This is a genomic window from Methylotenera versatilis 79, from assembly GCF_000384375.1.
In the GTDB taxonomy this organism is placed as follows: domain Bacteria; phylum Pseudomonadota; class Gammaproteobacteria; order Burkholderiales; family Methylophilaceae; genus Methylotenera_A; species Methylotenera_A versatilis_B.
In genome coordinates this window covers 812,815-837,636 of the sequence record NZ_ARVX01000001.1, presented here as the reverse complement: position 1 = coordinate 837,636, position 24,822 = coordinate 812,815, and the positions used below count along the sequence as shown (strand labels likewise).

Annotated in this window: 25 protein-coding genes; 16 read left to right on the top strand and 9 right to left on the bottom strand. The window is 42.1% G+C overall.

Annotated features, from left to right (window positions below; translation table 11 throughout):
• Positions 1–25 precede the first annotated feature (25 nt).
• Positions 26–649 carry a 16S rRNA (guanine(527)-N(7))-methyltransferase RsmG gene (gene rsmG / locus METVE_RS0104270; protein ID WP_020167211.1) on the bottom strand — a complete coding sequence of 208 codons (624 nt, stop codon included), beginning with the start codon at positions 647–649 and terminating at the stop codon, positions 26–28.
• On the bottom strand, positions 646–2,589 hold the full coding sequence (gene mnmG, locus METVE_RS0104265; protein ID WP_020167210.1) for a tRNA uridine-5-carboxymethylaminomethyl(34) synthesis enzyme MnmG: 1,944 nt from the start codon (positions 2,587–2,589) through the stop codon (positions 646–648). The genes rsmG and mnmG overlap by 4 nt, the downstream gene beginning before the upstream one ends.
• Before the next feature lie 574 nt (positions 2,590–3,163).
• Here mnmG and METVE_RS0104260 point away from each other — a divergent pair.
• Positions 3,164–3,493, top strand: coding sequence for a DUF2853 family protein (locus METVE_RS0104260; protein ID WP_020184187.1), 330 nt, complete (start codon positions 3,164–3,166; stop codon positions 3,491–3,493).
• Between the two features lie 78 nt (positions 3,494–3,571).
• On the opposite strand, the gene mnmE is transcribed toward METVE_RS0104260, so the two are convergent.
• The 5 genes from mnmE to rpmH form a co-directional block, all read right to left on the bottom strand.
• Positions 3,572–4,915 carry a tRNA uridine-5-carboxymethylaminomethyl(34) synthesis GTPase MnmE gene (gene mnmE, locus METVE_RS0104255; RefSeq protein WP_020167208.1) on the bottom strand — a complete coding sequence of 448 codons (1,344 nt, stop codon included), beginning with the start codon at positions 4,913–4,915 and terminating at the stop codon, positions 3,572–3,574.
• 40 nt (positions 4,916–4,955) lie between these two features.
• Positions 4,956–6,587, bottom strand: coding sequence for a membrane protein insertase YidC (gene yidC, locus METVE_RS0104250; RefSeq protein WP_020167207.1), 1,632 nt, complete (start codon positions 6,585–6,587; stop codon positions 4,956–4,958).
• A 73-nt stretch (positions 6,588–6,660) separates the two neighbouring features.
• A complete protein-coding gene (gene yidD / locus METVE_RS0104245) occupies positions 6,661–6,870 on the bottom strand; it encodes a membrane protein insertion efficiency factor YidD (protein ID WP_232415382.1) in 210 nt (69 codons plus the stop codon).
• 45 nt (positions 6,871–6,915) lie between these two features.
• Positions 6,916–7,284 carry a ribonuclease P protein component gene (rnpA, locus tag METVE_RS0104240; protein ID WP_020167205.1) on the bottom strand — a complete coding sequence of 123 codons (369 nt, stop codon included), beginning with the start codon at positions 7,282–7,284 and terminating at the stop codon, positions 6,916–6,918.
• An 87-nt stretch (positions 7,285–7,371) separates the two neighbouring features.
• On the bottom strand, positions 7,372–7,506 hold the full coding sequence (gene rpmH, locus METVE_RS0104235; RefSeq protein WP_015833284.1) for a 50S ribosomal protein L34: 135 nt from the start codon (positions 7,504–7,506) through the stop codon (positions 7,372–7,374).
• Positions 7,507–7,814: 308 nt separating this feature from the next.
• On the opposite strand from rpmH, the gene dnaA reads away from it, so the two are divergent.
• The 3 genes from dnaA to gyrB all read left to right on the top strand — a co-directional run bounded on the left by dnaA (position 7,815) and on the right by gyrB (position 13,128).
• The gene (gene dnaA / locus METVE_RS0104230) at positions 7,815–9,242 is read left to right on the top strand and encodes a chromosomal replication initiator protein DnaA (protein ID WP_026362004.1); all 1,428 of its coding nucleotides are present in this window, start codon (positions 7,815–7,817) and stop codon (positions 9,240–9,242) included.
• Between the two features lie 290 nt (positions 9,243–9,532).
• Positions 9,533–10,633 carry a DNA polymerase III subunit beta gene (dnaN, locus tag METVE_RS0104225; protein WP_020167203.1) on the top strand — a complete coding sequence of 367 codons (1,101 nt, stop codon included), beginning with the start codon at positions 9,533–9,535 and terminating at the stop codon, positions 10,631–10,633.
• Positions 10,634–10,710: 77 nt separating this feature from the next.
• Positions 10,711–13,128, top strand: coding sequence for a DNA topoisomerase (ATP-hydrolyzing) subunit B (gyrB, locus tag METVE_RS0104220; protein WP_020167202.1), 2,418 nt, complete (start codon positions 10,711–10,713; stop codon positions 13,126–13,128).
• A gap of 238 nt (positions 13,129–13,366) precedes the next feature.
• Here the strand turns inward: gyrB and METVE_RS0104215 are convergent, their stop codons facing one another.
• Positions 13,367–14,275 (bottom strand): LysR family transcriptional regulator, encoded by a 909-nt coding sequence (locus tag METVE_RS0104215; protein ID WP_020167201.1) that lies wholly within the window; start codon positions 14,273–14,275, stop codon positions 13,367–13,369.
• Between the two features lie 93 nt (positions 14,276–14,368).
• Here METVE_RS0104215 and METVE_RS0104210 point away from each other — a divergent pair, with 93 nt between their 5' ends.
• The 5 genes from METVE_RS0104210 to tatC all read left to right on the top strand — a co-directional run bounded on the left by METVE_RS0104210 (position 14,369) and on the right by tatC (position 17,708).
• Positions 14,369–15,214 carry a DMT family transporter gene (locus METVE_RS0104210; RefSeq protein WP_020167200.1) on the top strand — a complete coding sequence of 282 codons (846 nt, stop codon included), beginning with the start codon at positions 14,369–14,371 and terminating at the stop codon, positions 15,212–15,214.
• A gap of 38 nt (positions 15,215–15,252) precedes the next feature.
• Positions 15,253–16,062 carry a hypothetical protein gene (locus METVE_RS0104205; protein ID WP_020167199.1) on the top strand — a complete coding sequence of 270 codons (810 nt, stop codon included), beginning with the start codon at positions 15,253–15,255 and terminating at the stop codon, positions 16,060–16,062.
• Between the two features lie 393 nt (positions 16,063–16,455).
• The gene (tatA, locus tag METVE_RS0104200) at positions 16,456–16,626 is read left to right on the top strand and encodes a Sec-independent protein translocase subunit TatA (RefSeq protein ID WP_020167198.1); all 171 of its coding nucleotides are present in this window, start codon (positions 16,456–16,458) and stop codon (positions 16,624–16,626) included.
• On the top strand, positions 16,619–16,945 hold the full coding sequence (gene tatB / locus METVE_RS0104195; protein ID WP_020167197.1) for a Sec-independent protein translocase protein TatB: 327 nt from the start codon (positions 16,619–16,621) through the stop codon (positions 16,943–16,945). The genes tatA and tatB overlap by 8 nt, the downstream gene beginning before the upstream one ends.
• Complete coding sequence (tatC, locus tag METVE_RS0104190; protein ID WP_020167196.1) at positions 16,935–17,708, top strand: twin-arginine translocase subunit TatC; 774 nt, start codon at positions 16,935–16,937, stop codon at positions 17,706–17,708. Before tatB ends, tatC begins: the two co-directional genes overlap by 11 nt.
• Positions 17,709–17,725: 17 nt before the next feature.
• Here the strand turns inward: tatC and METVE_RS0104185 are convergent, their stop codons facing one another.
• Positions 17,726–18,763 (bottom strand): helix-turn-helix domain-containing protein, encoded by a 1,038-nt coding sequence (locus tag METVE_RS0104185; RefSeq protein WP_020167195.1) that lies wholly within the window; start codon positions 18,761–18,763, stop codon positions 17,726–17,728.
• A gap of 520 nt (positions 18,764–19,283) precedes the next feature.
• On the opposite strand from METVE_RS0104185, the gene METVE_RS0104180 reads away from it, so the two are divergent.
• Genes METVE_RS0104180 through METVE_RS0104150 form a run of 7 tightly spaced genes read left to right on the top strand, consistent with a single transcriptional unit; the run spans position 19,284 to position 24,793 of the window.
• Positions 19,284–20,141 carry a methylamine utilization protein MauF gene (locus METVE_RS0104180; protein ID WP_020167194.1) on the top strand — a complete coding sequence of 286 codons (858 nt, stop codon included), beginning with the start codon at positions 19,284–19,286 and terminating at the stop codon, positions 20,139–20,141.
• Between the two features lie 60 nt (positions 20,142–20,201).
• The gene (gene mauB, locus METVE_RS0104175; protein ID WP_051085506.1) at positions 20,202–21,428 is read left to right on the top strand and encodes a methylamine dehydrogenase (amicyanin) large subunit; all 1,227 of its coding nucleotides are present in this window, start codon (positions 20,202–20,204) and stop codon (positions 21,426–21,428) included.
• 7 nt (positions 21,429–21,435) lie between these two features.
• Positions 21,436–21,984 (top strand): MauE/DoxX family redox-associated membrane protein, encoded by a 549-nt coding sequence (locus METVE_RS0104170; RefSeq protein WP_020167192.1) that lies wholly within the window; start codon positions 21,436–21,438, stop codon positions 21,982–21,984.
• 21 nt (positions 21,985–22,005) lie between these two features.
• Positions 22,006–22,641: a methylamine dehydrogenase accessory protein MauD gene (gene mauD, locus METVE_RS0104165; protein WP_020167191.1), complete on the top strand. Its 636-nt coding sequence runs from the start codon at positions 22,006–22,008 to the stop codon at positions 22,639–22,641.
• Positions 22,642–22,678: 37 nt separating this feature from the next.
• Positions 22,679–23,248 carry a methylamine dehydrogenase (amicyanin) small subunit gene (mauA, locus tag METVE_RS0104160; RefSeq protein ID WP_020167190.1) on the top strand — a complete coding sequence of 190 codons (570 nt, stop codon included), beginning with the start codon at positions 22,679–22,681 and terminating at the stop codon, positions 23,246–23,248.
• 1 nt (position 23,249) lies between these two features.
• Positions 23,250–24,272, top strand: a complete 1,023-nt coding sequence (mauG, locus tag METVE_RS0104155) for a tryptophan tryptophylquinone biosynthesis enzyme MauG (protein WP_232415380.1) — start codon at positions 23,250–23,252, stop codon at positions 24,270–24,272.
• A 2-nt stretch (positions 24,273–24,274) separates the two neighbouring features.
• Positions 24,275–24,793, top strand: coding sequence for a hypothetical protein (locus tag METVE_RS0104150; protein WP_020167188.1), 519 nt, complete (start codon positions 24,275–24,277; stop codon positions 24,791–24,793).
• Positions 24,794–24,822: the final 29 nt, after the last annotated feature.

Below are 24,822 nucleotides of genomic sequence, written 5' to 3'. Positions count from 1 at the left end.
TAAACATTATTAAGCACTGTCGTTTTTAAATGACGGTATTTTTAAATACAACCAAATGCCGCTCTGCATCCAAACCCGCAACTTTCAGCGGAATAATATTGCTTGGCAAAATCGGCAAACCATCTAATTCGCCAGAAGGCATCATACCTTTCATGGCAAGCCATTGACCATTTGTTGCAATCAAATGCTTAGTTAACTGAATAAACAAAGCAATTTCTGAAAACGCTCTTGATATCACTATTTCAAACGGTTCACTCGGCTGAAAATTTTCTACACGCGCATGCATAGCGGTTAAATTATCCAAACCCAATTCGCCTTTTACTTGGCGCATAAAAATGGCTTTCTTTTGCACTGTATCAATCGTCGTCACTTGCAATTCGGGTTTACATATCGCCAACACAATACCTGGCAAACCGCCACCACTGCCTACATCTAATAAATTTTTACTATTGATATGTGGTAATACACTTAAGCTATCCAGCAAATGCAAAGTCACCATTTCCAGCGGATCGCGCACCGCCGTCAAGTTGTACACTTTGTTCCACTTGTTTAACAAGCTTAAATAAGCCAATAATTTTTCTTGTGTTTCGGCTGCTACTGCCAAACCCATACTGGCAATACCTTGCGCTAATAAAATCGCCTGACTCATGCAGCTTGCGTGTCAGATTTAATATCTGGGCTAATTTGGCTGGCTTGTTTTTTATGTTTACGTTTTAAATACACCAATAATAAAGAAATAGTCGCTGGCGTTATGCCAGAAATTCGACCAGCTTGACCAAGCGTTTCTGGTTTATGTTGGTTTAATTTTTGGCGCGCTTCAATACTTAAGCCATGCACATCGGCATAATCCAAATCCAGCAACTTAATATTTTCACTGCCTTTTTGCTTAGCGATTTCTTCTTGCTGTCGCGTAATATAACCTTGGTATTTCGCGGCAATTTCCACTTGTTCACGTACAGCTGGGTTCAACTCACCCAACTCAATCCCATCCAAAAAGCCTTCGCCCAAACTTAACATGTTTTCGTAGCTCACTTCTGGACGGCGTAATAATTCAAACAGGCTATATTCGTGCTCTAAAGGTTTACCCAAAATGGCTGCTTGTGTTTCACGTGAAACATCATCTGTCGCCACTTGCACAAATGTTTTTTTCAAACGCTCTTGTTCGCGTGACACCGCCTCTAATTTCTTCTCAAAAGCGCTCCAGCGCGCATCATCCACCAAACCCAATTCACGACCCTTGGTAGTTAAGCGCATATCGGCGTTATCTTCGCGCAACTGCAAACGATATTCCGCGCGCGAAGTAAACATTCGATATGGCTCTGTTACGCCAGTAGTGATTAAGTCATCCACTAACACGCCCAAATAAGCCTCATCGCGGGCAGGGCACCAGCTTTCTTTGCCTTGCACGTATAAAGCTGCATTTGCGCCTGCTAATAGTCCTTGTGCAGCCGCCTCTTCGTATCCAGTTGTTCCGTTGATTTGTCCAGCAAAAAATAAGCCTTGTACGGTTTTGGTTTCTAGGCTGGATTTCAAACTGCGCGGATCGTAGTAATCGTATTCAATCGCATAGCCTGGCCGCAAAATATGTGCGTTTTCTAAACCTTTAATGGAGCGCACTAAAGCAAGTTGAATATCAAATGGCAAACTGGTTGAAATGCCATTCGGATAAATCTCGTTGGTGGTTAAGCCTTCGGGCTCTAAAAACAGTTGATGTGATTCTTTATCGGCAAAACGATGGATTTTGTCTTCCACACTTGGACAGTAACGCGGACCAACGCCCTCAATCACGCCCGTGTACATCGGCGAACGGTCTAAACCACTACGGATAATGTCATGCGTGCGCTCATTGGTATGCGTAATCCAGCAGGGCACTTGTTGCGGATGTTGTGCCACATTGCCCATAAATGAGAACACTGGGGCAGGATTATCGCCTGGCTGCTCTAACATCACAGAATAATCAATCGTACGACCATCAATGCGCGGTGGCGTACCAGTTTTTAGCCTGCCTGCTGGCAAACCAATTTCACGCAATCGCGCCGCCAATGAAATAGCTGGTGGATCGCCAGCGCGACCAGCGCTGTAATTTTGCAAGCCTACATGAATTAGGCCACCCAAAAAAGTGCCTGCTGTTAACACCACACTTTTAGATTTAAAACGTAAACCAATTTGCGTCACCACGCCTGCCGCACGGTCGCCATCTAAAATAATGTCATCAACCGCTTGTTGAAATAACCATAAGTTTGGCTGATTTTCTAGTTTGTGACGTACTGCCGCTTTGTACAAAATACGGTCTGCCTGGGCACGTGTGGCGCGAACAGCTGGGCCTTTAGATGAATTTAAGATACGAAATTGAATGCCGCCAATATCAGTCGCCTGCGCCATTACGCCGCCAAGTGCATCGATCTCTTTAACCAAATGGCCTTTGCCAATACCGCCAATGCTGGGGTTGCAAGACATTTGGCCCAATGTTTCAATGTTATGGCTGAGCAACAGGGTTTTTTGCCCCATACGCGCAGCCGCCAACGCAGCCTCAGTGCCAGCATGACCACCACCAACAACAATCACATCAAAAATATCAGGAAAATTCATTTAAATAGTGCTTACACTTCAATAAGTTAACAATCCAGATTACATGAATTGTGTAAAGCATTAGATTTTACTGCAAAGAGGGCGTTAAGTCATTTAAAAACAGCAAGATATAACGAGTTAATATTTGTCTTTTTAGCATGTTCCACGTGGAACAATATATTTAACCCTGATTTTAAAATAGCTTATATGCCCATTGCGGCAACTCCCAGTCTTAGTCCCATGTCGTTTAATCAAAAAATCGAGATGATTTTTTGATATCTCTCAAATAAAAATATTATTTAGCTACATTTTAGAAGTAACTTTAATATTTACGAAAAACTGTTGCTGTAATTGTTCCATATGTAGAAATAACTCACATTGTTTCACGTGAAACACTTCACAATCATTTACATGGCCAGCCCTTGACCATGCTCAGCGACGCGCCTATAGTAATGGGGGCGAATACTGTAATGTACTAAATATCAAAACTGGGCAATCCGTCATTTAGTATGCTATCCAGCCTTGATATTTAGCACTTATGCCTTAAGTAATATTCCGTAAAATTGAGTTTTACAAATTAGTTTAGGAGAAAATGATGGCCGATATTCAAGAACATAAAGCTACACTCGCAAAATACACTTCCAACATCAATGATGCTGCGCTGCAAGGCATGGCAAGAACGTATGCCTTAGTTTTATCTAAACAAGACTCTCGCCTTGTATCATGTGGTGACCCGACTGAGAAGCAAACTGTACGTGAGAACTTTTTAAAGAAAAAATTAGGTCTGACACATTCAGATGCTGTGCTAGATGCGGCTATTGATGAAATTTGTGCAAAAGTAAAAGAAGATCGCCAGAAATCGCGCTTGGTTTTCTACTATTTGTTAGCGGAAAAATACAATCTATTAGCTAATTTTGTTAAATAAGTTAATCCATTTTTTGTATTAAAAAAGGCGCTTTTGGCGCCTTTTTTATCTGTGCTTAATGTTTTATATTGAGCCTGATTATTTACCTATACAAAATTTACTGAAAATTTCACCCAATAAATCATCTGGTGTAAATTCACCTGTAATGCTGCTTAGCGCTTCCTGCGCTAATTTTAACTCTTCAGCTACTAACTCTGCTGCATTGATTTGCGCTGCTGCGTTGGTTAAGTGGTTTTCCACTTGTGTTAACGCGCTCAAATGTCGCGTGCGCGCCATAAAAACACCCTCAGCATTTTGCTGATAGCCCGCGATATTTAATAAATGCTGTTTCAATAAAGAAATGCCTTCGCCAGTTTTGGCCGATAGGTAAATATGCGTTTCACCAGCAATTTCTGTGATTTTTGCAGATTCTTTGGTCGCATCTATTTTATTATGTACCCAAATTTTGCTGATTCCTTGCGGCAAGCGGTCTAAAACGATTTTTTCAGTCCCCCCAATACCATGAGCCACATCTACCAACAATAATGCGATCTGCGCGTTTTCTAGTGCTTGATATGTTCGGGCAATTCCAATCTTTTCTACTTCGTCTTCTGTATCGCGCAAACCAGCCGTATCAATAATATGTAAAGGTAAGCCATTGATTTGTATAAAACTTTTAATAGAATCTCGTGTGGTTCCAGCAATCGGTGTAACAATTGCGATTTCTTCACCACTTAATTGGTTCATCAAACTGGATTTCCCAACATTTGGCCGACCGACTAATACGATATGCATGCCTTCACGTAATAAGCTGCCTTGTTTGGCTTTTGCAAATACCGATTTTAATTCCTGCGCAATTGCAGCCAGTTTTACAGCGACATTTCCCTGTGTAATAAAATCGATTTCTTCTTCGGGGAAATCCAAACAAGCTTCTACATACATGCGCAAATTAATTAATTTGGCTAATACGGTATTAACGCTATTTGAAAACTCGCCTGACAATGAGCGCATCGCACTACGTGCAGCTTCAATAGTTGTTGCATTAATCACATCTGCAACCGCTTCAGCTTGGGCTAAATCTATTTTGTCATTCAAGTAAGCGCGTTTAGTGAATTCACCTGGTTCAGCTTGACGTGCGCCTAGTTGAACGCAGCGGGCCAATAATAATTGCATCAACGCGGTGCCGCCATGCGCTTGCAACTCTAAGACATCTTCGCCAGTGTAGGAGTGTGGATTTTGATAATAAATCGCGATACCGCGATCGATTAACTGTTGATGTTCATCGTAAAACGGCAAATATGCCGCATGACGCGGGGCAGGGCATGCGCCCAGAGTTTGTGTTGCGATGAAATTACTTAATGGCCCAGAAACTCGCACAACACCAATACCACCGGCGCCACTGGCTGTGGCAATGGCGGCAATGGTATCAATTGAATTTAACATGCGGTTTCACCAGATCATTAAAGCAGGCGATACACAACGCCTATTTTTTGATGTTGCCTTTTTTTGCCAATGCCGCCGCGTGAATGGTTTTGTTCACATACCATTGTTGCGCGATAGACAATATATTGTTCACCAACCAATACAACACCAATCCAGCAGGAAAGAAGAAGAAGAACACACTAAATACCACAGGCATGACTTTCATCACTTTAGCTTGAATAGGATCTGTCGGCGCTGGGTTAAGGAAAGTTTGAATAATCATGGTTGAGCCCATCAAAATAGGCAAAATAAACCATGGATCGGTAGCAGATAAATCTTGAATCCAACCAAAGAATGGTGCATGACGCAACTCTATAGAAGCAAGCAATACCCAGTAAAGTGCAATGAAAACAGGTATTTGCACAATAATTGGTAAACAACCACCCATTGGATTGATCTTTTCCGTGCGATACAATTCAAGCATCGCTTGTTGCATCTTTTGCTTATCATCGCCGAATTTTTCTTTCATACTTTGCAAACGCGGTGCTAGTTCACGCATTTGCGCCATTGATTTATAGCTGGCTGCAGAAAGTGGGAAAAATGCCGCTTTAATCAATATTGTTAGCAAAATAATCGCCACGCCCCAGTTATTAACAAGGCTATGGATTTTAGATAGCACCCAAAATAATGGCTTAGCAATAATGGTTAACCATCCGTAATCTACCGCGTATTCTAAGCCTGGTGCCGCTTTGGTTAATACATCTTCATTTTGTGGGCCTGCGAATAATTGCGCGCCAAATTCCGTGGTTGTGCCAGCGGCAATACTTGCATTCGGCGTTACAACACCTACCGCATAAATATTGTCAGATAATTTTTTGGTATAAAACTCGCGCTCAACACCTGCTTTTGGAATCCACGCACTGGCAAAATAATGTTGCACCAACCCAACCCAACCATCTTTAGTGGTTTTAGATAAGTTGGTTTTTGCCATCTCGCTAAATTTAATCTTTTTAAATTTATCTGCTTCAGTAAAATACGCGCCGCCTGTAAAGGTTGGCATCATCATAGAACCTTGATTCGATTCACTATCGTGCACAATTTGGTAATAAGCTGAAGGCGTGATTGCTGCTGAGCTGGCATTATTGATTTGATAACGCACATCAATCACGTAATTGTTGCGGTGGAAAGTATAGATTTTATCGACTGTTACGCCGTTACCAGCCCAAGTAAGACGTACTTCTTGCGACTCTTGACCATCTACTAGCGTATAACTATCGGCGGTACTGGTAAACTGTGATTTATGATTCGGTAAATCTGCGCCCATTAAACCCGATTGCGCCACATAAAACATTGGCTTGAATGCATCATCCATTAATACAAAATTACCATCTTTGCTATTAGACGCAGCATGCTTGTTTAATACCAAATGGCGCAAGTCACCGCCGATTGTATCAATTTCCGCTTCAAATAAATCGGTTTTTACTTTAATGCGCTGGCCATTAGTCAGCTTGAAACTACCGTCATTAACATTTGTTTGCGACACGCCAGCCGCGCTGCCTGCTGTTGCTACGCCATTGGTAGCAGGTGATGTTTGAACTATCGGTGCGGGATTATTCTTTTGCTGCCAAGCATCCCATAACATCATGATTGAAAAAGAAAAAATAACAAATAAAATTAAACGGCGTGTATCCATGGTTTCTATAATCGATCTTTAGTTATTGCGTTTGTTAAATTGGTTACTTAATAAATATTTAGACAAAGTAATATTAAGGTACAGGGTCGCTACCACCAGCATGCCAAGGATGGCAACGCGCCAATCTTTTGACACTTAAACCGGCACCACGAATAGCGCCATGTTTTTGTATACAGGCAATTGCATAATGCGAACAAGTTGGATGGAATCGACATTGTTGTCCAAAAAATGGACTTAATGCAATTTGATATAATCGAATAAAAGCGATTAAAAATCGTGTCATCAATTTTGCCATGTTCACAGTTTGCAAATATACATGCATGTGGTGCTATGCATCTGTTTTTACTGAATTCTTTGCAATTAACTTAAACGTTAACTGTTCAAACTCATGTTTAATCCTATTAAAATCGGCTTTTTCAAAGGCTTTTTGAGCCTGAATCACCAAATCGATTGCGGGTAAATCATGCTGGCTTAATCTAAATAATTCCCGTAAAACACGCCGCATATAATTACGTTTAACCGCTAATTTGGCTGTTTTTTTTGCCACAATCAAACCCAAACGCGGCCCATTCAATGCATTTGGTTTAAACCGCATCACCAAATAAGGTGTTGCAATTCGTTGTCGCAAATTAAAAACGGATGAGAAATCATCCGTTTTAATTAGCTTGGCTTGTTTAGGTAAACTAAACTTAACCATTTTCTATCATTAAGTACTCATACTTAAGTATTAAGTAGGCAATTAACGTTAATCATTAAAAGCCTTTAACTTAAAAACTTAAGAATATTAAAGACCTAGACGCGAACGACCTTTAGCGCGACGAGCTGCAATAACAGCACGGCCACCTTTAGTTTTCATGCGTACTAAAAAGCCATGTGTACGTGCACGACGTGTTTTAGAAGGTTGGTAAGTACGTTTCATTTAATTCTCCGCAAAAGCAATATGCAACAAAGCCCTCTATTAAACACGATTAAGTGTTGTTTTGTCAACCGATATTTAGTTTAACAATCAAGCTAATTGCCTGTGGATAAGTAAGAGTAAACAAGCTAAAATAGAAAGATTAACGCACGGTTTTTACTCTAGTTTTGCTCTAGCGTTTTTTCATGAAAAACTCACTAAAAATAATGGTTAACTAACCTGCGTATGGATGATTAACGGTGCATATAAATGTGCAAGCCATTCATTATAAACGCATTCACAACACTAACGCTTGGGAGGGCAGAAAACAGATGCATAATTTTTGGCCTACTTGCCTGAGGCGTTTTGAACAAGAGTTATCAACACAGCAATTCAATACCTGGATTAAACCGCTGCAAACAGAGTTGATTGAAAACGCTCAGGGAAGCAATGCCATTCGCGTGCTTGCGCCAAATAAATTTGTGCAGCAATGGGTAAAAGACCGGTTTCTAAGCAAAATTGAATCGATTGCAGCAGAATTATTGCCTAATAATTTCACCGTTGAATTGTGTATTAATCCATCCAAGCCTGAAAATACAGAGAAGAATAATCTTAGAAAAAATCCTGCTCAAAATTTCAGCGACATTATCCGTTCGCCTTTGCAAAAAGCCAATGAAACACAAAGTTCATCTAAAAAAGATACGCCAATTAAAATAGCGGTTCCTCGCAATGCTGAACGCGCATCTGGCTTAAATAGCAGTTTTAATTTTGATAATTATGTCACCGGCCGCGCCAATCAGTTGGCCCGTGCAGCCGCAATTCAAGTGGCTGATAATCCTGGTCAATCTTATAACCCGCTATTTATTTACGGCGGTGTGGGTTTGGGTAAAACGCACTTATTGCAAGCCATTGGTAACCAATTAAAACAACAAAAACCTGACGCCAATATTCGTTATTTGCATGCGGAACGTTATGTATCCGATGTAGTGAAAGCTTATGAAAATAAAGCTTTTGATGAATTTAAGCGTCAATATCATTCGCTAGATCTGTTATTAATCGATGATATTCAATTTTTTGCTAAGAAAAATCGCACACAAGAAGAGTTTTTCTATGCTTTTAATACCTTAATTGAAGAGAAAAAACAGATTGTTATCACATGCGATACTTATCCAAAAGAAATTGCAGATGTAGATGAGCGCTTGCGTACGCGCTTTAGTTGGGGTTTAACGGTTGCAGTCGAACCGCCAGAATTGGAAATGCGTGTGGCAATTTTGCTTAAAAAAGCGGAAGAATCTAAAGTGCATATTTCGGAAGATGTAGCTTTTTTTGTGGCGAAACAAATACGATCTAGTGTGCGCGAATTAGAAGGTGCGTTAAATAGAATTGTGGCGATGGCAAATTTTACGGGTCACGCCATTGATATTCATTTAGCTAAAGATGCGTTACGTGATTTAATTGCCGTGCGCGGTCGACAAATTACCATTGAGAATATTCAAAAAACCGTTGCTGATTATTACAAAATAAAAGTCGGCGAGATGTACAGCAAAAAACGTTCGCGTAATTTTGCACGGCCGCGACAAATCGCGATGAGCCTTGCGCGCGAATTGACGAATCATAGCTTCCCTGAGATTGGTGAAGCGTTTGGTAGTCGTCATCACACAACAGTGATGCATGCATGTGATGAGATTGAGCAGTTACGCTTAAATGATCAAACGATTGCGCGAGATTTAGGCTTTCTAACGCAAGTGATTCGTGATTAATAAATAGGAATTAGAGGGTTGAACGGCTGTGTATAAAAGTACTTTTAGCTTGTGGATAGAATAAGAATAAAACGCGATTTTACTTAATGCGATTTTTAATACACAATTAATGCACAGTAATAAACTTAGTTATAAACAACATTAAAATGCACTTAACTAATTGATTTAATTATTTTTTAAAAGATATACACAGAAAAAAACGCCATTACTATTATTGTTATTTTATATATTATTATTTATTTAAAAACTAACTACTTAAAAAAATCGGTATTACCTTAGGAATTTAAACCATGCAAATTAAAATAAATCGCGAAACTTTGCTAAAACCATTGATGAATGTCACTAGTATTGTAGAAAGACGTCACACTCTGCCGATACTTTCTAATTTATTACTAGAAGCTAAAAATAATCAATTGCAATTAACGGCAACCGATTTAGAAATGCAAATTTCGCTCAACGTTGAAAACAACTTCAGTGGTGAATTATCAACGACAATTTCAGCTAAAAAATTCTTAGATATTTGTCGCTCATTACCAGAGTCAGCTGAAATCGATATGATTACCAATGACAGCCGCATGACGGTAAAAGCAGGGAAAAGTCGTTTTAATTTACAGACCTTACCCGCTGCTGATTATCCAGTGATGACAAAAGCGACGGGTCAAGGTGTTAATATCAGTATTAGCCAAATAGCATTGAAAAAACTATTTAAGCAAGTGGAATTTGCAATGGCACAGCAAGATATTCGCTACTATTTGAACGGTTTGTTACTAGAAGTGGTTGAAGATAATTTAAATGTAGTCGGCACAGATGGCCATCGTTTGAGTTTTAGTTCGATTAAACTTAATCAAAGTTATGATAAAACTGATGTTATTGTTCCGCGTAAAACCGTGATAGAACTGATTAAATTATTAAATGATTCTGAACAAGAAGTCATTATTGAAATTAATGCAGGTCAAGTAAACTTTACCTTTAGTGATATTCGGTTAATTTCAAAAGTGATAGATGGTAAATTTCCTGATTATCATCGAGTGATTCCAACTGGCCATCAAAATACGTTTAGTGTGAATCGTTTAGCGGTATTAACCGCCATGCAACGCGCTTCTATATTATCGAATGAGAAATATCGCGGTATTCGCATGGTATTAAGTAACAATAATTTGAAGCTGATTAGTACTAATACCGAGCAAGAAGAAGCGGAAGAAGAGTTGGAAATTGAATATGTACAAGATGGTTTGGATATTGGTTTTAATGTGACGTATTTGATTGATGTGTTGAATAATGTCAGCGATGAGAATATCAATTTTTCATTTGCGGATGCCAATAGCAGCTGCTTGATTACTGTTCCGAATGATGAAAATTATAAATATGTTGTAATGCCAATGCGCATTTAAGCTTATTAAAGTTTCACGTGAAACAAGTCGTTAAAAGTAAGTAAGAAACCCACTAATAAAAGAGTAAAGAAAATAGTATGGTTAATACCACAAAAGCACAACCAGAATACAATTCAGACAGTATTAAGATTTTAGAAGGCTTAGATGCGGTGCGTAAACGCCCGGGTATGTACATCGGCGATACGTCCGATGGCTCTGGTTTGCACCACATGGTATTCGAGGTGTTAGATAACGCGATTGATGAGGCTTTAGCAGGGCATTGTGATGATATTAAAGTGATTATCCATCCAGATAACTCGATTAGCGTATCGGACAATGGCCGCGGTATTCCAACCGATGTTAAAGATGATGATAAGCATGATCCAAAACGCTCTGCTGCAGAAATTGTGATGACGGAATTGCATGCGGGCGGTAAATTTGACCAGAATTCTTACAAGGTATCTGGCGGCTTGCATGGTGTGGGTGTTTCTGTGGTGAATGCGCTTTCAGATTGGCTGCGTTTAAAAATTTATCGCAAAGGCGAAGTGCACCAAATGGAATTCCAGCGCGGTGTGCCGATGGCACCGCTTGCATTAACAGGAAAAACTGATAAAAAAGGCACAGAAGTCCACTTTTTAGCCTCTGTAGAAACGTTTGTATTAGTGGAATATCATTTTGAAATATTAGCTAAACGTATACGCGAACTGTCATTTTTAAATGATGGTGTAAAAATTGAGTTAATTGATCAACGCACAGGTAAGAGTGAAAATTTTGCGCATGCGGGTGGTATAAAATCTTTTGTTGAATATATTAATCGCAGTAAAACAGTCATGCATCCAAAGACATTTTATGCCAGCGGCGAAAAAGATGGTATGACGATTGAAGTGGCGATGCAATGGAATGATAGCTACTCTGAAACCGTGCAATGCTTTACCAATAACATTCCGCAACGCGATGGTGGCACGCATTTAACCGGCTTGCGTACAGCGATGACACGTACGCTTAATCAATATATCGAGCAATCAGAAATAGCGAAAAAAGCCAAAGTTGAAACTACTGGCGATGATATGCGTGAAGGTATTACTTGTGTGTTATCGGTAAAAGTGCCGGATCCTAAATTCTCATCACAAACCAAAGATAAACTTGTTTCGAGCGAAGTGCAACCCGTTGTTTCTGAAGTGGTATCAGCAAAACTAGCTGAGTTTTTGGCTGAAAATCCAGTGGATGCAAAAATTATCTGTGGCAAAATTGTAGAAGCAGCGCGTGCACGTGAAGCGGCACGTAAAGCTCGCGAAATCACACGCCGCAAAGGTGTGATGGATACAATGGGCTTGCCAGGAAAGCTGGCGGATTGCCAAGAACGAGACCCTGCAAAATGCGAATTATATCTAGTCGAGGGTGACTCTGCGGGCGGTTCAGCCAAACAAGGTCGCGATCGTAAAAATCAGGCTATTTTGCCGCTTAAAGGTAAGATTTTAAACGTGGAAAAAGCACGTTTTGATAAATTACTGGGCTCACAAGAAATCGCCACGTTGATTACCGCACTTGGTACTAGTATTGGTAAAGCGGATTTTAATGTTGAAAAACTGCGCTATCACCGCATTATTATCATGACGGATGCGGACGTTGATGGTGCGCACATTCGTACCTTATTACTGACATTCTTCTATCGTCAAATGACAGAATTAGTAGAGCGCGGCCATATATATATTGCGCAACCACCTCTGTATAAAGTGAAACAAGGTAAAGATGAGCGCTATCTAAAAGATCAGCAAGAGTTGGATATTTATCTGCTGAACTCTGCATTAAAAGGTGCAGAACTGGATACAAAAACCAACGCAGGTATCTTAACAGGCGAGCCATTGGCAGAAATTGCCAAACAAATGGTGTTAACTGAAGCGGTCATTCGCCGTATCGCTGCGCTGTATGACGAAAGTGTATTGCGCGCGATTCAAGATGTGGGTGATATTAATCTAAGCGACGAAACAAACGCTAATAAAGTGGCTGAGCAATTACGTCCGATTTTAGGCGCTATTGGTAGTGAAGTGATTGTTGCATTCGATGCAGAATCCAATGCGTACCGTTTAGAAGTAAATAAATATGTACACGGTAATTTACAATGTTGCGTAATAGATGCAGCTTTTTTAAGTAGCGGCGATTACAGGCAAATTAACAAAGTATCTACCATGCTGCAAGGTTTAATAGGCGCAGAGGCCACTATTAAACGTAACGATAAAGAGCAGGTAGTGACAACCTTTAAACAAGCGTTAGATTGGCTATTGGGAGAAGCAAGAAATACCCTCAATATTCAGCGCTATAAAGGTTTGGGCGAGATGAATCCAGAACAATTATGGGAAACCACAATGGATCCACAAGTGCGTCGCTTGTTAAAAGTACAAATTGATGATGCAATTGCTGCAGATGAAATTTTCACCACGTTAATGGGTGATAATGTTGAACCAAGACGTGCATTTATTGAAAGTAATGCGTTGCGAGCAGGTAATTTAGATATTTAAGATTGTAGGTTCTCTTAAAAGTCCGAATAATTCCCAAAATATCATATAAATAGAGAATTAATTAAAAAAAGCCCTTAAGGGCTTTTTTTATTGTTTTCAAAATATATATGTCCCAGTTCGGCCCAAAGCGGTCATTCACTCTTTGAATTAAGGTTACCCTTTAGCACTTAACTTTTAATTGTAATCGTGTGGTTAGAACTTTTATTAATATTGTTACTATATTCAATCTTAATTTTAATTACATAGGTTGGCTGCAATCCACCACAGTTTGTCGCAACCATTCATGTGCGGGATCATTGTCCTGTCTTGAGTGCCATCCTTGTTTGTAAGTAAATTGAGCTAGCTCTAGTGGTGGTGAGAATTGGCGCAGATTATAGAATTGTTTTAGATGCTCTACACCTCTTGTTGCTACGGTCAGGATAAGATCAGTATCTGGTATCAAATCCGCTGCCACACCCCAATGTGGCAATGCAACTGCGATTCTTCTTTGTTTGCCAATCAGTGCCAAAGCCCGTTCAATTTCGTCATTGGAGTCTGGGCGTAAGGCAACTAAAACATGAGGTCTTTTCAGCCAATCATCCAAAGATAATCCACCTTCGTCAGGTATTGTTTTTTTATCCGCTAGGCAGATATAGCCTTCTGAGAAAAGTGGCTGTACTTTGATGCTTTCTGGCACCTCAGGGAATAGTCCAAGTGCCAAGTCCAACTCACCTGCGATCAATTGAACTAGCATTGCATCTCGGCTCGCCTGGCTCACTGCCAAATCTATACCCGGAGCAAACTCACGTAAATGCTTTACCAAACGAGGTAATACAAGGCGCGTTGCGTAATCAGACATAGCCAATCTAAAACGTCTTTTGATCTGATTAGGATCAAACTGCATCTTCCCGCCCAACAATCCATCCAAACTGTTCAGTGCATCTTGAAGTGGTGGCAGTAAAGCATAAGCCCGCGTTGTTAATCCCAGCTTTCCATTCTGTTTTACCAGTAACGGGTCATTGAAGTGCGCTCGTAGTTGGGACAGTGAATGACTAACGGCTGGTTGACTCCTATGCAGGAGTACAGCAGCACGTGTGACGTGCTTCTCGGTTAATAGCGCATGTAGAGTCAACAATAAATTGAGATCGATTCGTCTTAGTTCATCCATGTGGAGAATAGTAACTATATAAATAAACGATTTCCATAAATATAACAGATGCTAGATGATTGTGGCTATTCAAATTTACCTGAGAAGTCACTTATGAACAGTTTACGTTGGTCGCTTATCACGGCAATTGCGCCAATTTTATTTGGCTCCATTTACTGGGTCACACACACCTTTCTGCCGCCGGGTTCTCCATTATGGGGTTCTGCATTTCGTGCCTTACCCGCTGGGATAGTGATGCTGCTGATCGTGCGTCAATTACCACGGGGTGCTTGGTGGCTGAAAGCAGCAGTTCTTGGCTCATTAAATATGGGCATATTTTTTCTGCTGATCTATGTTGCAGCACAACTTCTGCCATCAAGCATCGCAGCATCCATTGCTTCATTAAGTCCAATAGTGATTGCTGGACTAGCTTGGCTCTTGATGAAAGAACGTATTACCACATGGTTTTTAGGTGGGGCAGTTCTTGGTGTCTTTGGTGTGACCTTAATCGTGGGCGCCGCAAGTGGAGTAGTTAATCCTTGGGGAGTAGCAGCTTCTGGCGGCGCTATTGTACTTATGTCTATTGGTGCCGTGTTAACCAAGCTATGGGATGACGGTACCCCAGTTCTCACCACAACATCATGGCAGTTACTCGCAGGTGGGATTGAATTGGCAATTGCAGCGGTACTTGTTGAGGGTACTCCGCCTGTACTCAACGGAAGTGAAGTTGCAGCATTCGCCTATATCAGTTTGATTGCCACTGTGATTGGTTATTTTTGCTGGTTCACTGGTTTTAGACATCTTAAAGCAAGCACCGTCGCAATGATTGGGTTACTCAACCCTGTTACAGGAGTACTGCTTGGTGTGTTTCTGGCATCTGAATCACTGACCATAACTCAAGCATTGGGTATCACCTTAGTGCTGGCAAGCATCGTCATGAGCCAGCGAGGCAAAGTCTAAATTTTAAACATAGTTAATATCAATCAAAGGAGAGCAACATGGGCACTACACTCAAATTCAAAAGAAAATTAATGGGATTCATCTCAACTTTATTCATCATCGGAAACGCGACTGCTGTATATGCACACGATGTCGTGAAGCTTCAGTTTAGCGATGGCCGCAGTAACGTTACCGGCGTGGAAAATGTAAATGCTGTACTGCGTGCGATTGGAGTTCGTGCCAGCACATTACCAATTCCAGACGAGGCCAAACCGATCATCAACGCCTCAGTGACAAGACCAACCACTGCTGAAGAACAAAACAAGCTTATCAAGATATTCTATTTACATCGTGGTCAATTGCTTGAGCAAATTGAGCTGGCTGGCCGCACACCAGTAGCGCCACGTGGTGGGTATCTTGGTACAAGAGAAGGCAATACTGCGCCGTATCCTAAGGTTTACGATATGAAAGCACTTAGCCCAGAGGTACATAAGGACGTGTTGAAGCGTTACGGAACGCTGCATGTAAATTCATCTGACAATGGTATGGGTCTGGATGAAGTGATGACAGTAGTTTCAGGTGGTCCATTTACCTGGGTATATGTTCTGCCAAATGGCGTACTTGCAAGATTAACAGTTGAGCATGTTGGGCCAAACGACCAGGCAGTACGTTTAAGCTATCCTGGCCTTGGCATGCATGCAGGTTACATGGAACCACAAAATGGCCTTATCGTTGCTTTCGCACACGGCCCTGAAAGCTTCATGATTCGCTATGAAGAACCGAGCGTGCCTCATGCAGAGTTGCTTAATACCAATGCATGGGTAGATTTTTCTGGTGAAATGCCAAAACTGAAAGACAAAGTTCGTTAATAATCTAGGCTGTAAACAGTTTAGGAATAAATAAGGGCGCTACTTCGGCGCCCTTATTTATTTGATGAAGATGAAGTACCTATATAGAGAAAGTTATGTAAGCAAGCGGATTTTACTTTCCCAGAATTGAAACTCAATGACTGCTTTGGGCCGATTAATGTCGTAACTTGTGGCCCTAAGCAGACACTTATTTATTTGACTCAAAGTTAGTCGGGTTCCTCATCTCCACACAAATTATACTTTGTGAAAAGTATATAAATACACCTTATTCAAATCATCTATTTCTTTGATTTATTCTTAGTGTTGTTATGTTATAAGTTGTGCCATTTATTGCTAACGAAACTCCTGTATATCAAGGATTATTACATTTCAGATATTTGGGAGAGTTAATAAATGGGTAGTTTCAGTATTTGGCATTGGTTGATTGTCCTAGCGGTTGTGGCAATGGTTTTTGGCACTAAGCGTTTGCGCAATATGGGTTCTGATATTGGCGGAGCGGTAAAAAACTTCAAAGAAGCCGCAAAAGAGTCATCAAGCTTGGGAGACAAATCTTCAGATGTTTGATATCGGTTTTTCAGAAATCATTGTCATTGCAATCGTCGCTTTGCTGGTGATTGGCCCGGACAAGTTGCCTAAAATAGCGAGGACATACGGTTTACTATATGGTAGATTGCAGCGATATATGTCTGGTTTAAAACAGGATATCGACCGTGAAGTAGCGATTGATGCTATGAAAAAAGCGACTGCAGAAGCGCAACAGAAACTGCTGGCTTTTCAATCGGAATATGCAACTATTTCAGATGATGAGTTAGTGCCAGAAGTACAGCGTGCGGTGCAAGCTGAAAATAAAACTGTGGTTGAGAGTAATGTGTATGGAACTTAATAACACTCTTATCCACCTTTACGAATTAAGAGAAAAATTCATTCGAATTATCATTGGATTGTTGATTGCGCTCGGTATTACTATCCCATTTGCAGCGCAACTACATCAATTCTTTATTGCTCCATTGCTTAATCAATTGCCAGCAGGCGGGCAATTGCTTGCCACATCTGTCACTTCACCATTCATGGTGCCCTTAAAAATAGCCTTATACGTGGCTATAGCGATTAGTTTACCCAATACGCTGTATCAGATCTGGAAATTTGTGCAGCCAGGTTTGTATGTTAAGGAAAAGTGGTTCGTTGTAGTAGGCGTAATTTCCAGTGCCATATTATTAATTATAGGTGCCAGTTTTGCATTTTATGTAGTTGCGCCTGTGGTGTTTAAATTCATCATTAGCAGTGCACCAGTTGGGGTGGCGGTGATGACTGAGATAGGAAATTATGTGGATTTCTTGATTTCCATCATGCTTGCTTTTGGTGTTTCTTTTCAAACGCCAGTCATTGTGGTGGTGATTTCCTATACAGGCTTAGTGGAGCTTAAGACACTTAAGGAAATTAGAAGCTATATTATTGTTGGCGCATTTGTGATTGGTGCGATATTTACCCCGCCAGACATCATTTCACAGCTCTTTTTAGCGATTCCACTTTGGTTACTTTATGAGCTAGGTTTGCTGATTGCGAGTGTATTGATTTACAAGCGTAATCGCGCAGTTGTTTCTGAAATACCAGATATCAGCATTATCAAACACGGGCAAAATAGCTAGGCTCTAACATTAGATATTTAATCTTTGATACTGGTATTTTTCTTCGCTCTTTGCAAGGTGTCGATAGGGCATTCACCAAATAGTTCGCGATAGTACCGAGAGAAAAGGCTCATATGCCAAAACCCCCACCTAGTCGCGACGAAGGCAATATTGGATACGCCGTTAGGCATATTGATCAGCTCATATCTGATTCGATGCAACCGTACATTGCGGATATAGGTAACGGGAGTGATGCCAAGTACCCTGATAAATGCGTGATTGAGCGTTCTGCGACTTATCTTTAATGAGTGACACAGTTCATCGATAGAAAACTGGAACTCAGAGTTTTTCAAAGTGGTATCTCTAACACGATTGACAATATAGCGAGGAATACGGTGGTCAAAATGCGGATGTTTGTTTTCATTAACATATAACAAGGCATGCAAACAGGCTGACATCAGATCTTCTTCGTATTGCTGCCATCTGTCATTTAGATTGATAAGGGAGTTATCATCAGAATCTATTTGTAAGCCTTCTAATAGAACGGTGAGTAATAGTCTCGCTACATCTGAATGCAATAACTCTACAGGCTTGATGGATTGCATGATCTTGCTGAAGTTTAAACAGTCATTCGCTTCTGCGTATGCTTCTAGGCGTTTGGCCGGAATGACAGCGACGGTAATCTGCGAGAGGTTAGACGTTCTGAAATACAACTCGGAATTTTTATCTAAGGTAATGAGGGAGTATTTAGTAACGGGTAATAACCCCCATGAGGATTGACCATCAACCACTGTGGGTAAGCCGATGACATAACAGTCTTGTGGTGCGCTGGCAATTTGATCCACTGCGCGGTTCATGGTTTCAGTGAAAATTTGAATACCATTACAAGCAACGCTGTCGACCGAGCCAGAAAATGTGCCTTTGCTAAGCTGGGTATAGTCTTGCGACCAAAACGGCAATGCCTCGGCTTGATCCAGAACGTCTACCGTGTCGCGCTTTACGATATGAAAGCCAAGGGCAGTTGTTGAGCTGACCCCGAAAATATTCTCATGAAATCCCATTGCATCTCTCCCCATAAAGGCTCTGCTAAAGCAGTGACCTTATATTTCAAATTTCAATTGATGCTCTAATTGAATTCGTCGGTATTCTTATTATTTTTTCTCTCGGACACTTTTGGTGTCCTTTTAGTCCAGACGGGATGTTTTTGCTTTTGGATATACGGACTGGTAAATGCTACTTTAGAGCGAAAATATGCATATAAATAGCAATATTTGGCATAACTAGCATGAATTTATAGTAATTATTTAATTATTTGCCGATTTTATCAACTTATCTTCATAAAAGGCTGCTATTGTCGCGCCTCCCAAATTTAGCGATTTCTCCAAAGGTTGCTAAGTTCGTTTTTAGGCCTCCCCATACGTGCCACACACCCTCCATGGGGAGGTTCTTTTTTTTGAATAGTAAAAATCGGCAAGACTTGTTACATAAAAATTACAGGTGATAAGGATGTGCCGATTCTTGCTAAAGATGCCAAATTAATTCCTTTACATTTACAACTCATTAACAACTGTTGGCCATTTGGCTTTAGGAGGAAATATGAGTATGAATGTAGGTGCAACAGTACTACACCAATCGCAGAGCACCCACGCTGCGATTGAATGTATACCTGACGCATATACCTTTTCTGAAACACAGTCGACAAAGACCAGGTTGGTCATGGTGGTTTCGGCTATTGCTACCGGACTCATTGGTGGCGGTATGCTGCAATCCGTCATGCCGACTGAAATGGCCTTGACCGGACTATTCGTAGTGTTGGCACTGGTAGGAGGTTTGTTATCTACATGGTCTCCATGTGGTTATTCAAGCTTGAGTCTGTTAAGACCTGCCGGTCGTTACACATTCGGATCAGTAGCGCGCTGGACACCAACCTTTTTGACACATGCACTGGGTTATGCAGTTGGTGCATTGGTTTTGGGGGGTGTGCTGGGTCTGGCAGGTTGGCTGTTGTTCGAGCAGCTGCCTTTTAATTATTTGGTAGTGGGTCTGTCTGTAATAGGCATCGGCTATGGTCTCCATCAGTTTGGATTTTTGAAGATGCCATATCCGCAGCGCCGCGCACAGGTTCCTCATGATGCACGTTACCGCTTCCGTTCATGGGTGATCGGTCTATTGTACGGTTTTGCATTGGGTATGAATTATCTTACCTATGTGCAGACGCCAATGCTCTATATCGTTACCGGCGCAGCCCTGTTCAGCGGAAACGTTACAACTGCTATTGCCATCATTGCCATCTTCAACATCGGTCGCTTCCTACCAGTTGCGATTAATTTCCTGCCAGTAAGCAATCAGTCTGCACAAGCCTGGTTAGCGCGTTGGCAAGAGCGCGCTGTTGAAACGGATGGATTCCTCTTGCTTTCTATAGGTTCTGCAGCTTTAACGCTGTTGGTTCTGTGATAGCTGGTGGATTTGATTAAGAAGTGCATTTTATAAATTTTAATAATGTCGGGAGAAAATATGATTACTTTAAATAATCAAACAACAAACGGGCAGCGCGGGTTGAAAACTCGCTTTGCAGGCAAGTTGGCAATCGCCGCTTTGTTGGTGGCGGCGCAACCTGCGTTTGCTGAAGTTCAAAAAGCAGTGCCAAAACAACTTGCCACAGTTGGCAGCCTAAAGATTGACAATTTGTCAGTTGAAAAAGCTCCGCCCAGTGACCCTAAGCGCTTTTACGTGATTGATCCTGGTCACTTCAATATGACTTCTCAAACGTATGTAATGGGTGCAAATGACAACAAGCTACAACTGCATGGCTTGATCGATGGTGGGAAACTGCCTCATGTGATGTCAAGCTCTAAGTTTGTAGGTATTGCTAATACAACTTACGATCGTATTGCTCATGGTAAGAGAGATGACTACGTTAGGTTGCATGATACGCAAACACTTGAGCCAGTTGCAGATATTGATATTCCTGAAATCCGCTTTTTAACCGGGTTAATGGAACGTACGGCAGCTTTGAGTGTTGATGACAAACACATGCTGATTCAGCAGTTCTCACCAACATCTGGCGTGGGTCTGGTTGATCTGGAAAACAAGAAGTTTGTGAAGACGATGGCTGTTCCAGACTGTTATCACATTTTCCCAGCGGCCAAACAAAACTTCTTCATGCACTGTCGTGACGGCTCATTGCTGCAAGTGGCTTATGACGACCAAGGTAATGCCAAGCAGAAAAATACTAAAGTATTCCATGCCGAGAATGAGTATCTGCACAATAACCCGTACTACTCAAACTCCGCTGGTCGTTTAGTATGGCCAACTTACGAAGGTAAGATCTTCCAGGCTAAGTTGACTGACTCCGGTGCTGAATTCTTGAAACCAATCGAGATTTTCAGCGATAAAGAGAAGAAAGATAAGTGGGGTCCAGGTGGTTGGCAACCAATTGCTTTCCATAAAGAGCGTAACGAAATCTATCTGCTGGCAGACCAGCGTGCTAAATGGACGCATAAATTAGCTAGCCGTTTTGTAGTGGTTGCTGATGGTACAACCGGTAAACGTTTGCGCCGTATTGACCTGAAACATGCGATTGATTCTATTGCTGTGACCCAGGACAAAAATCCTACGCTGATTGCAGCTTCAATTGAGCACAAAATCATCTATACATTTGACGCGGTGGGCGGTAAGCAGTTGGCATCAATGGACGAGATGGGCAAAGCCCCTCAAATGATCATTACGATGGATAAGTGAGTAAATCATGAACTGGCTGATTAATGACCCGATTGTTCCGGTATTTGCTTCACTTTTCCTGGCACTTGTTCTGGCTGCGGCAGCAATTCCAAAAATCCGCAATTCAGATGAGTTTCAGGGTGTGGTTGCCAACTATCGGCTGCTTCCTTCCTTTATGGTCGCCCCTTTCGCGAAGCTTCTACCTTGGTTGGAGCTTGCCAGCGCCATAGCATTGCTGGTGCCGCCAGCGCGCGAGGTGGCTGCGTGGGTAGCGGCAGGCCTGTTTATGATGTTTGCAATGGCGCTAGCGATTAATGTCGGACGTGGCCGCACCCACATTGACTGTGGTTGCGTACGTCGCCCGACCAGTGTGAGCCGCATCGGCATGTTCCACGTAATGCGTGCCCTTGCACTCGCCGCAGTGAGTCTCTTCACCGCTAATGTAACTGTTAGTTTGTCAACAATGACATTTGAATCAGTAGTGATCGGTATCGCGGCGGCTGCGATGTTTGCGATGCTTTATCTTGCTGCGGATCTAATCGTGGGGTTACACGACCCACGTGCCAAAAAAAGTTAGTTTATATTTAGGAGAATAGAAATGAATACTGGATTTATGATTGCATCGAATGTGTTTTTGTGGTGCGCATTCTTAAGCCTGGCAGCATTGATGCTTGGCGTTATACGACAAATTGGTCTGTTACACGAGCGTTCCGCTCCGCTGGGTGCAATGTTGCTCGACAACGGCCCTGAAGTCGGCGAACGCTCACCAGTGTTCAGTCTGACGACGTTTGACGGTGCGCCGATTGTAGTTGGTCGTGCGGTTACACCAAACCGTCCAAGCCTGTTGATGTTCACTGGTCCTAGCTGCCCAATCTGCGCTAAGTTACTGCCGATCATTCGTTCAGTAGCTGCTGCAGAAGGAACTGATGTAGTGCTGATCAGTGATGGTACACGCGCTGAACACCTTGAGTTCCTTCGTAACCATCCGCTGCAAAATGAGCGTTATGTTGTTTCAGCTGAAATTGGTATCCGTTATCAAATTTCTAAAGTTCCTTATGGCGTGTTGCTCGACGCAGATGGGGTGATCCTTGGCAAAGGCCTATGTAATACACGTGAGCATGTTGAAAGCTTGTTTGAAACAGTTCGTGAAGGTCATTCAACTTTACAGGACTTCATGAAGCACAGCACGACTCCGTTACTGCAAGCAGACGAAAAAAAGGTATTCATTAATTAAGTCTAAAAGTTCAAATATTTAGGATAAGGAAAACAAAATGAAAGAAAACAAACGATTTGATTCTACCATTGAAAAATTGGCGCGTACCACTGCCAATTACACTGGCCGCCGTAGCTTTATCGGTAAACTAGGTATGTTTTTAGCAGGTTCAGCACTGTTACCTTTGCTGCCAGTTGACCGTCGCGCTCGTCTTGGTCTCGGTGAAGCACAGGCAGCCAGTGTTAACAGCATGACCCGTGAACGTGGATGGGTGCCACAGGATAAAGATCCAAAAGCTTGTGACTACTGGCGTCATTGCTCTATTGACGGTCAAATATGTGATTGTAATGGTGGTAGCTTGACTTCTTGCCCACCAGGTTCAAGCCTGTCACCAAGCTCATGGGTTGCCAGTTGCTTCAACCCTGGCGATGGTCAGACATATCTGATTGCGTACCGTGACTGCTGTGGTAAACAAACTGCCACTCGTTGCGGCTGCTTCAATACACAAGGTGAGTTGCCAGTGTATCGTCCAGAGTTCAACAACGACATCGTTTGGTGTTTCGGTGCTGATAATGATGATATGACATATCACTGCACCATTTCACCAGTTGTTGGTAAGGCTAGCTAAAATGAAAATGAGAACTAGGCTCGGTACTTGCTTAATGGGCCTGATTCTTATCATGAACATGGCGGTGACGTGTGTTTCACACGCTGGCGATATAGTTTCAAAAAACGATTATCGTCGGCCGGAGGGAATTCCGTCACCTTCATCCAATCCATTGACGGAAGAAAAAGCAAATCTTGGCAAAACGTTGTTTTTCGATACGCGTCTTTCTCGCAACAATAGTATGTCTTGTGCCACATGTCATGCGCCAGATAAGCGCTGGAGTGATGGCCGTTTACGTCCTCTGGGTTCAGAACGTGTAGCAAATGCACGCCGCACCCCAACCGTGCTCAATAGCGCGTGGCTTTCAGCCTTGATGTGGGATGGCCGTGCCGGTTCTTTAGAGGCTCAGGCTGTGCTGCCGATTACTACCCAGCATGAAATGAATTTTGATTTGCCGAGCGTGGTAGCACGCTTGGAAAGTATTCAAGGGTATCGCCCTTTGTTCACGCAGGCTTTTGGTGATGTCAGTGTTAACAAAAAACGCATTACCGAAGCGCTGGCTAGTTTCGAGAGAACGCTGGTTTCCAATACTTCGCCTTTTGACCGTTGGGTTACTGGTGATGAAAGCGCTATCAGCGAGCGCTCCAAGCGCGGTTTTAAACTGTTTACAGGCAAGGCGCAATGTGCCTCCTGCCATAAATCATGGCGATTTACTGATGACAGCTTCCACGATATCGGGTTGCGTACCGACGACCTGGGCCGAGGTGCAAAGGTGCCACCAGAGGTAACGCTCATGCAGTATGCATTCAAGACACCATCGTTGCGTGATCTGCCGATTAATGGTCCCTATATGCACGATGGTTCCATGTCGAGTCTGGAGGAAACGATCAAACACTATGAAAAGGGTGGCATTGACCGTAAGAGCCGTTCGCTGGAAATGAAACCATTTGAACTTACCGAGGTGGAAATGTTGTCCTTAATCGAGTTTGTTGAGACTTTGGATGGTGGCCCATTGAGGGTGGATTACCCAAAGATGCCGGAGTGAGTATGCGTATAAAGAAAATAGAGGATATCGTAGCGAAACCGATTACAGGCTTGCTCGGTGTTGTTAATACAAACCAAGCCAGTGTTCCGCGATTGCAATTCTGTGATGTGATCTTGATAGCAGCTATGACCTTGAGCGTATGTACATCCGCTTATAGTGCAACTGAACATCATCCTGCAGTACATGATTCTTCAGAAAAAGTTTACCCGTCCAGAGCGGAACAGGGCGTAGTTACTCCGTTGGCCCCAGGAGCAAAGCTGCACAAAATGACGCTGTCTCATCATGAGCTTGAAGCGTGGTCATTTGTTCCAAAACGCAAAGATCGTATCGAGATTGAAAACCGTTCGAATATTACACATGCACTTTATGTAACTTATCCTGACGGTACTGTGGTCAATCTTGAAATTCAAATTCCTGGTGATATTGTCAGCTGGACGGTACCGGATGATGCCGAAGGCGAGTATGTGTTCCGGTGCTGGATCCATCCGGTGATACGAGCAAACATGATGATAGATGAGTGATAAGCCAAGCTGATTGATGACTGCAATAT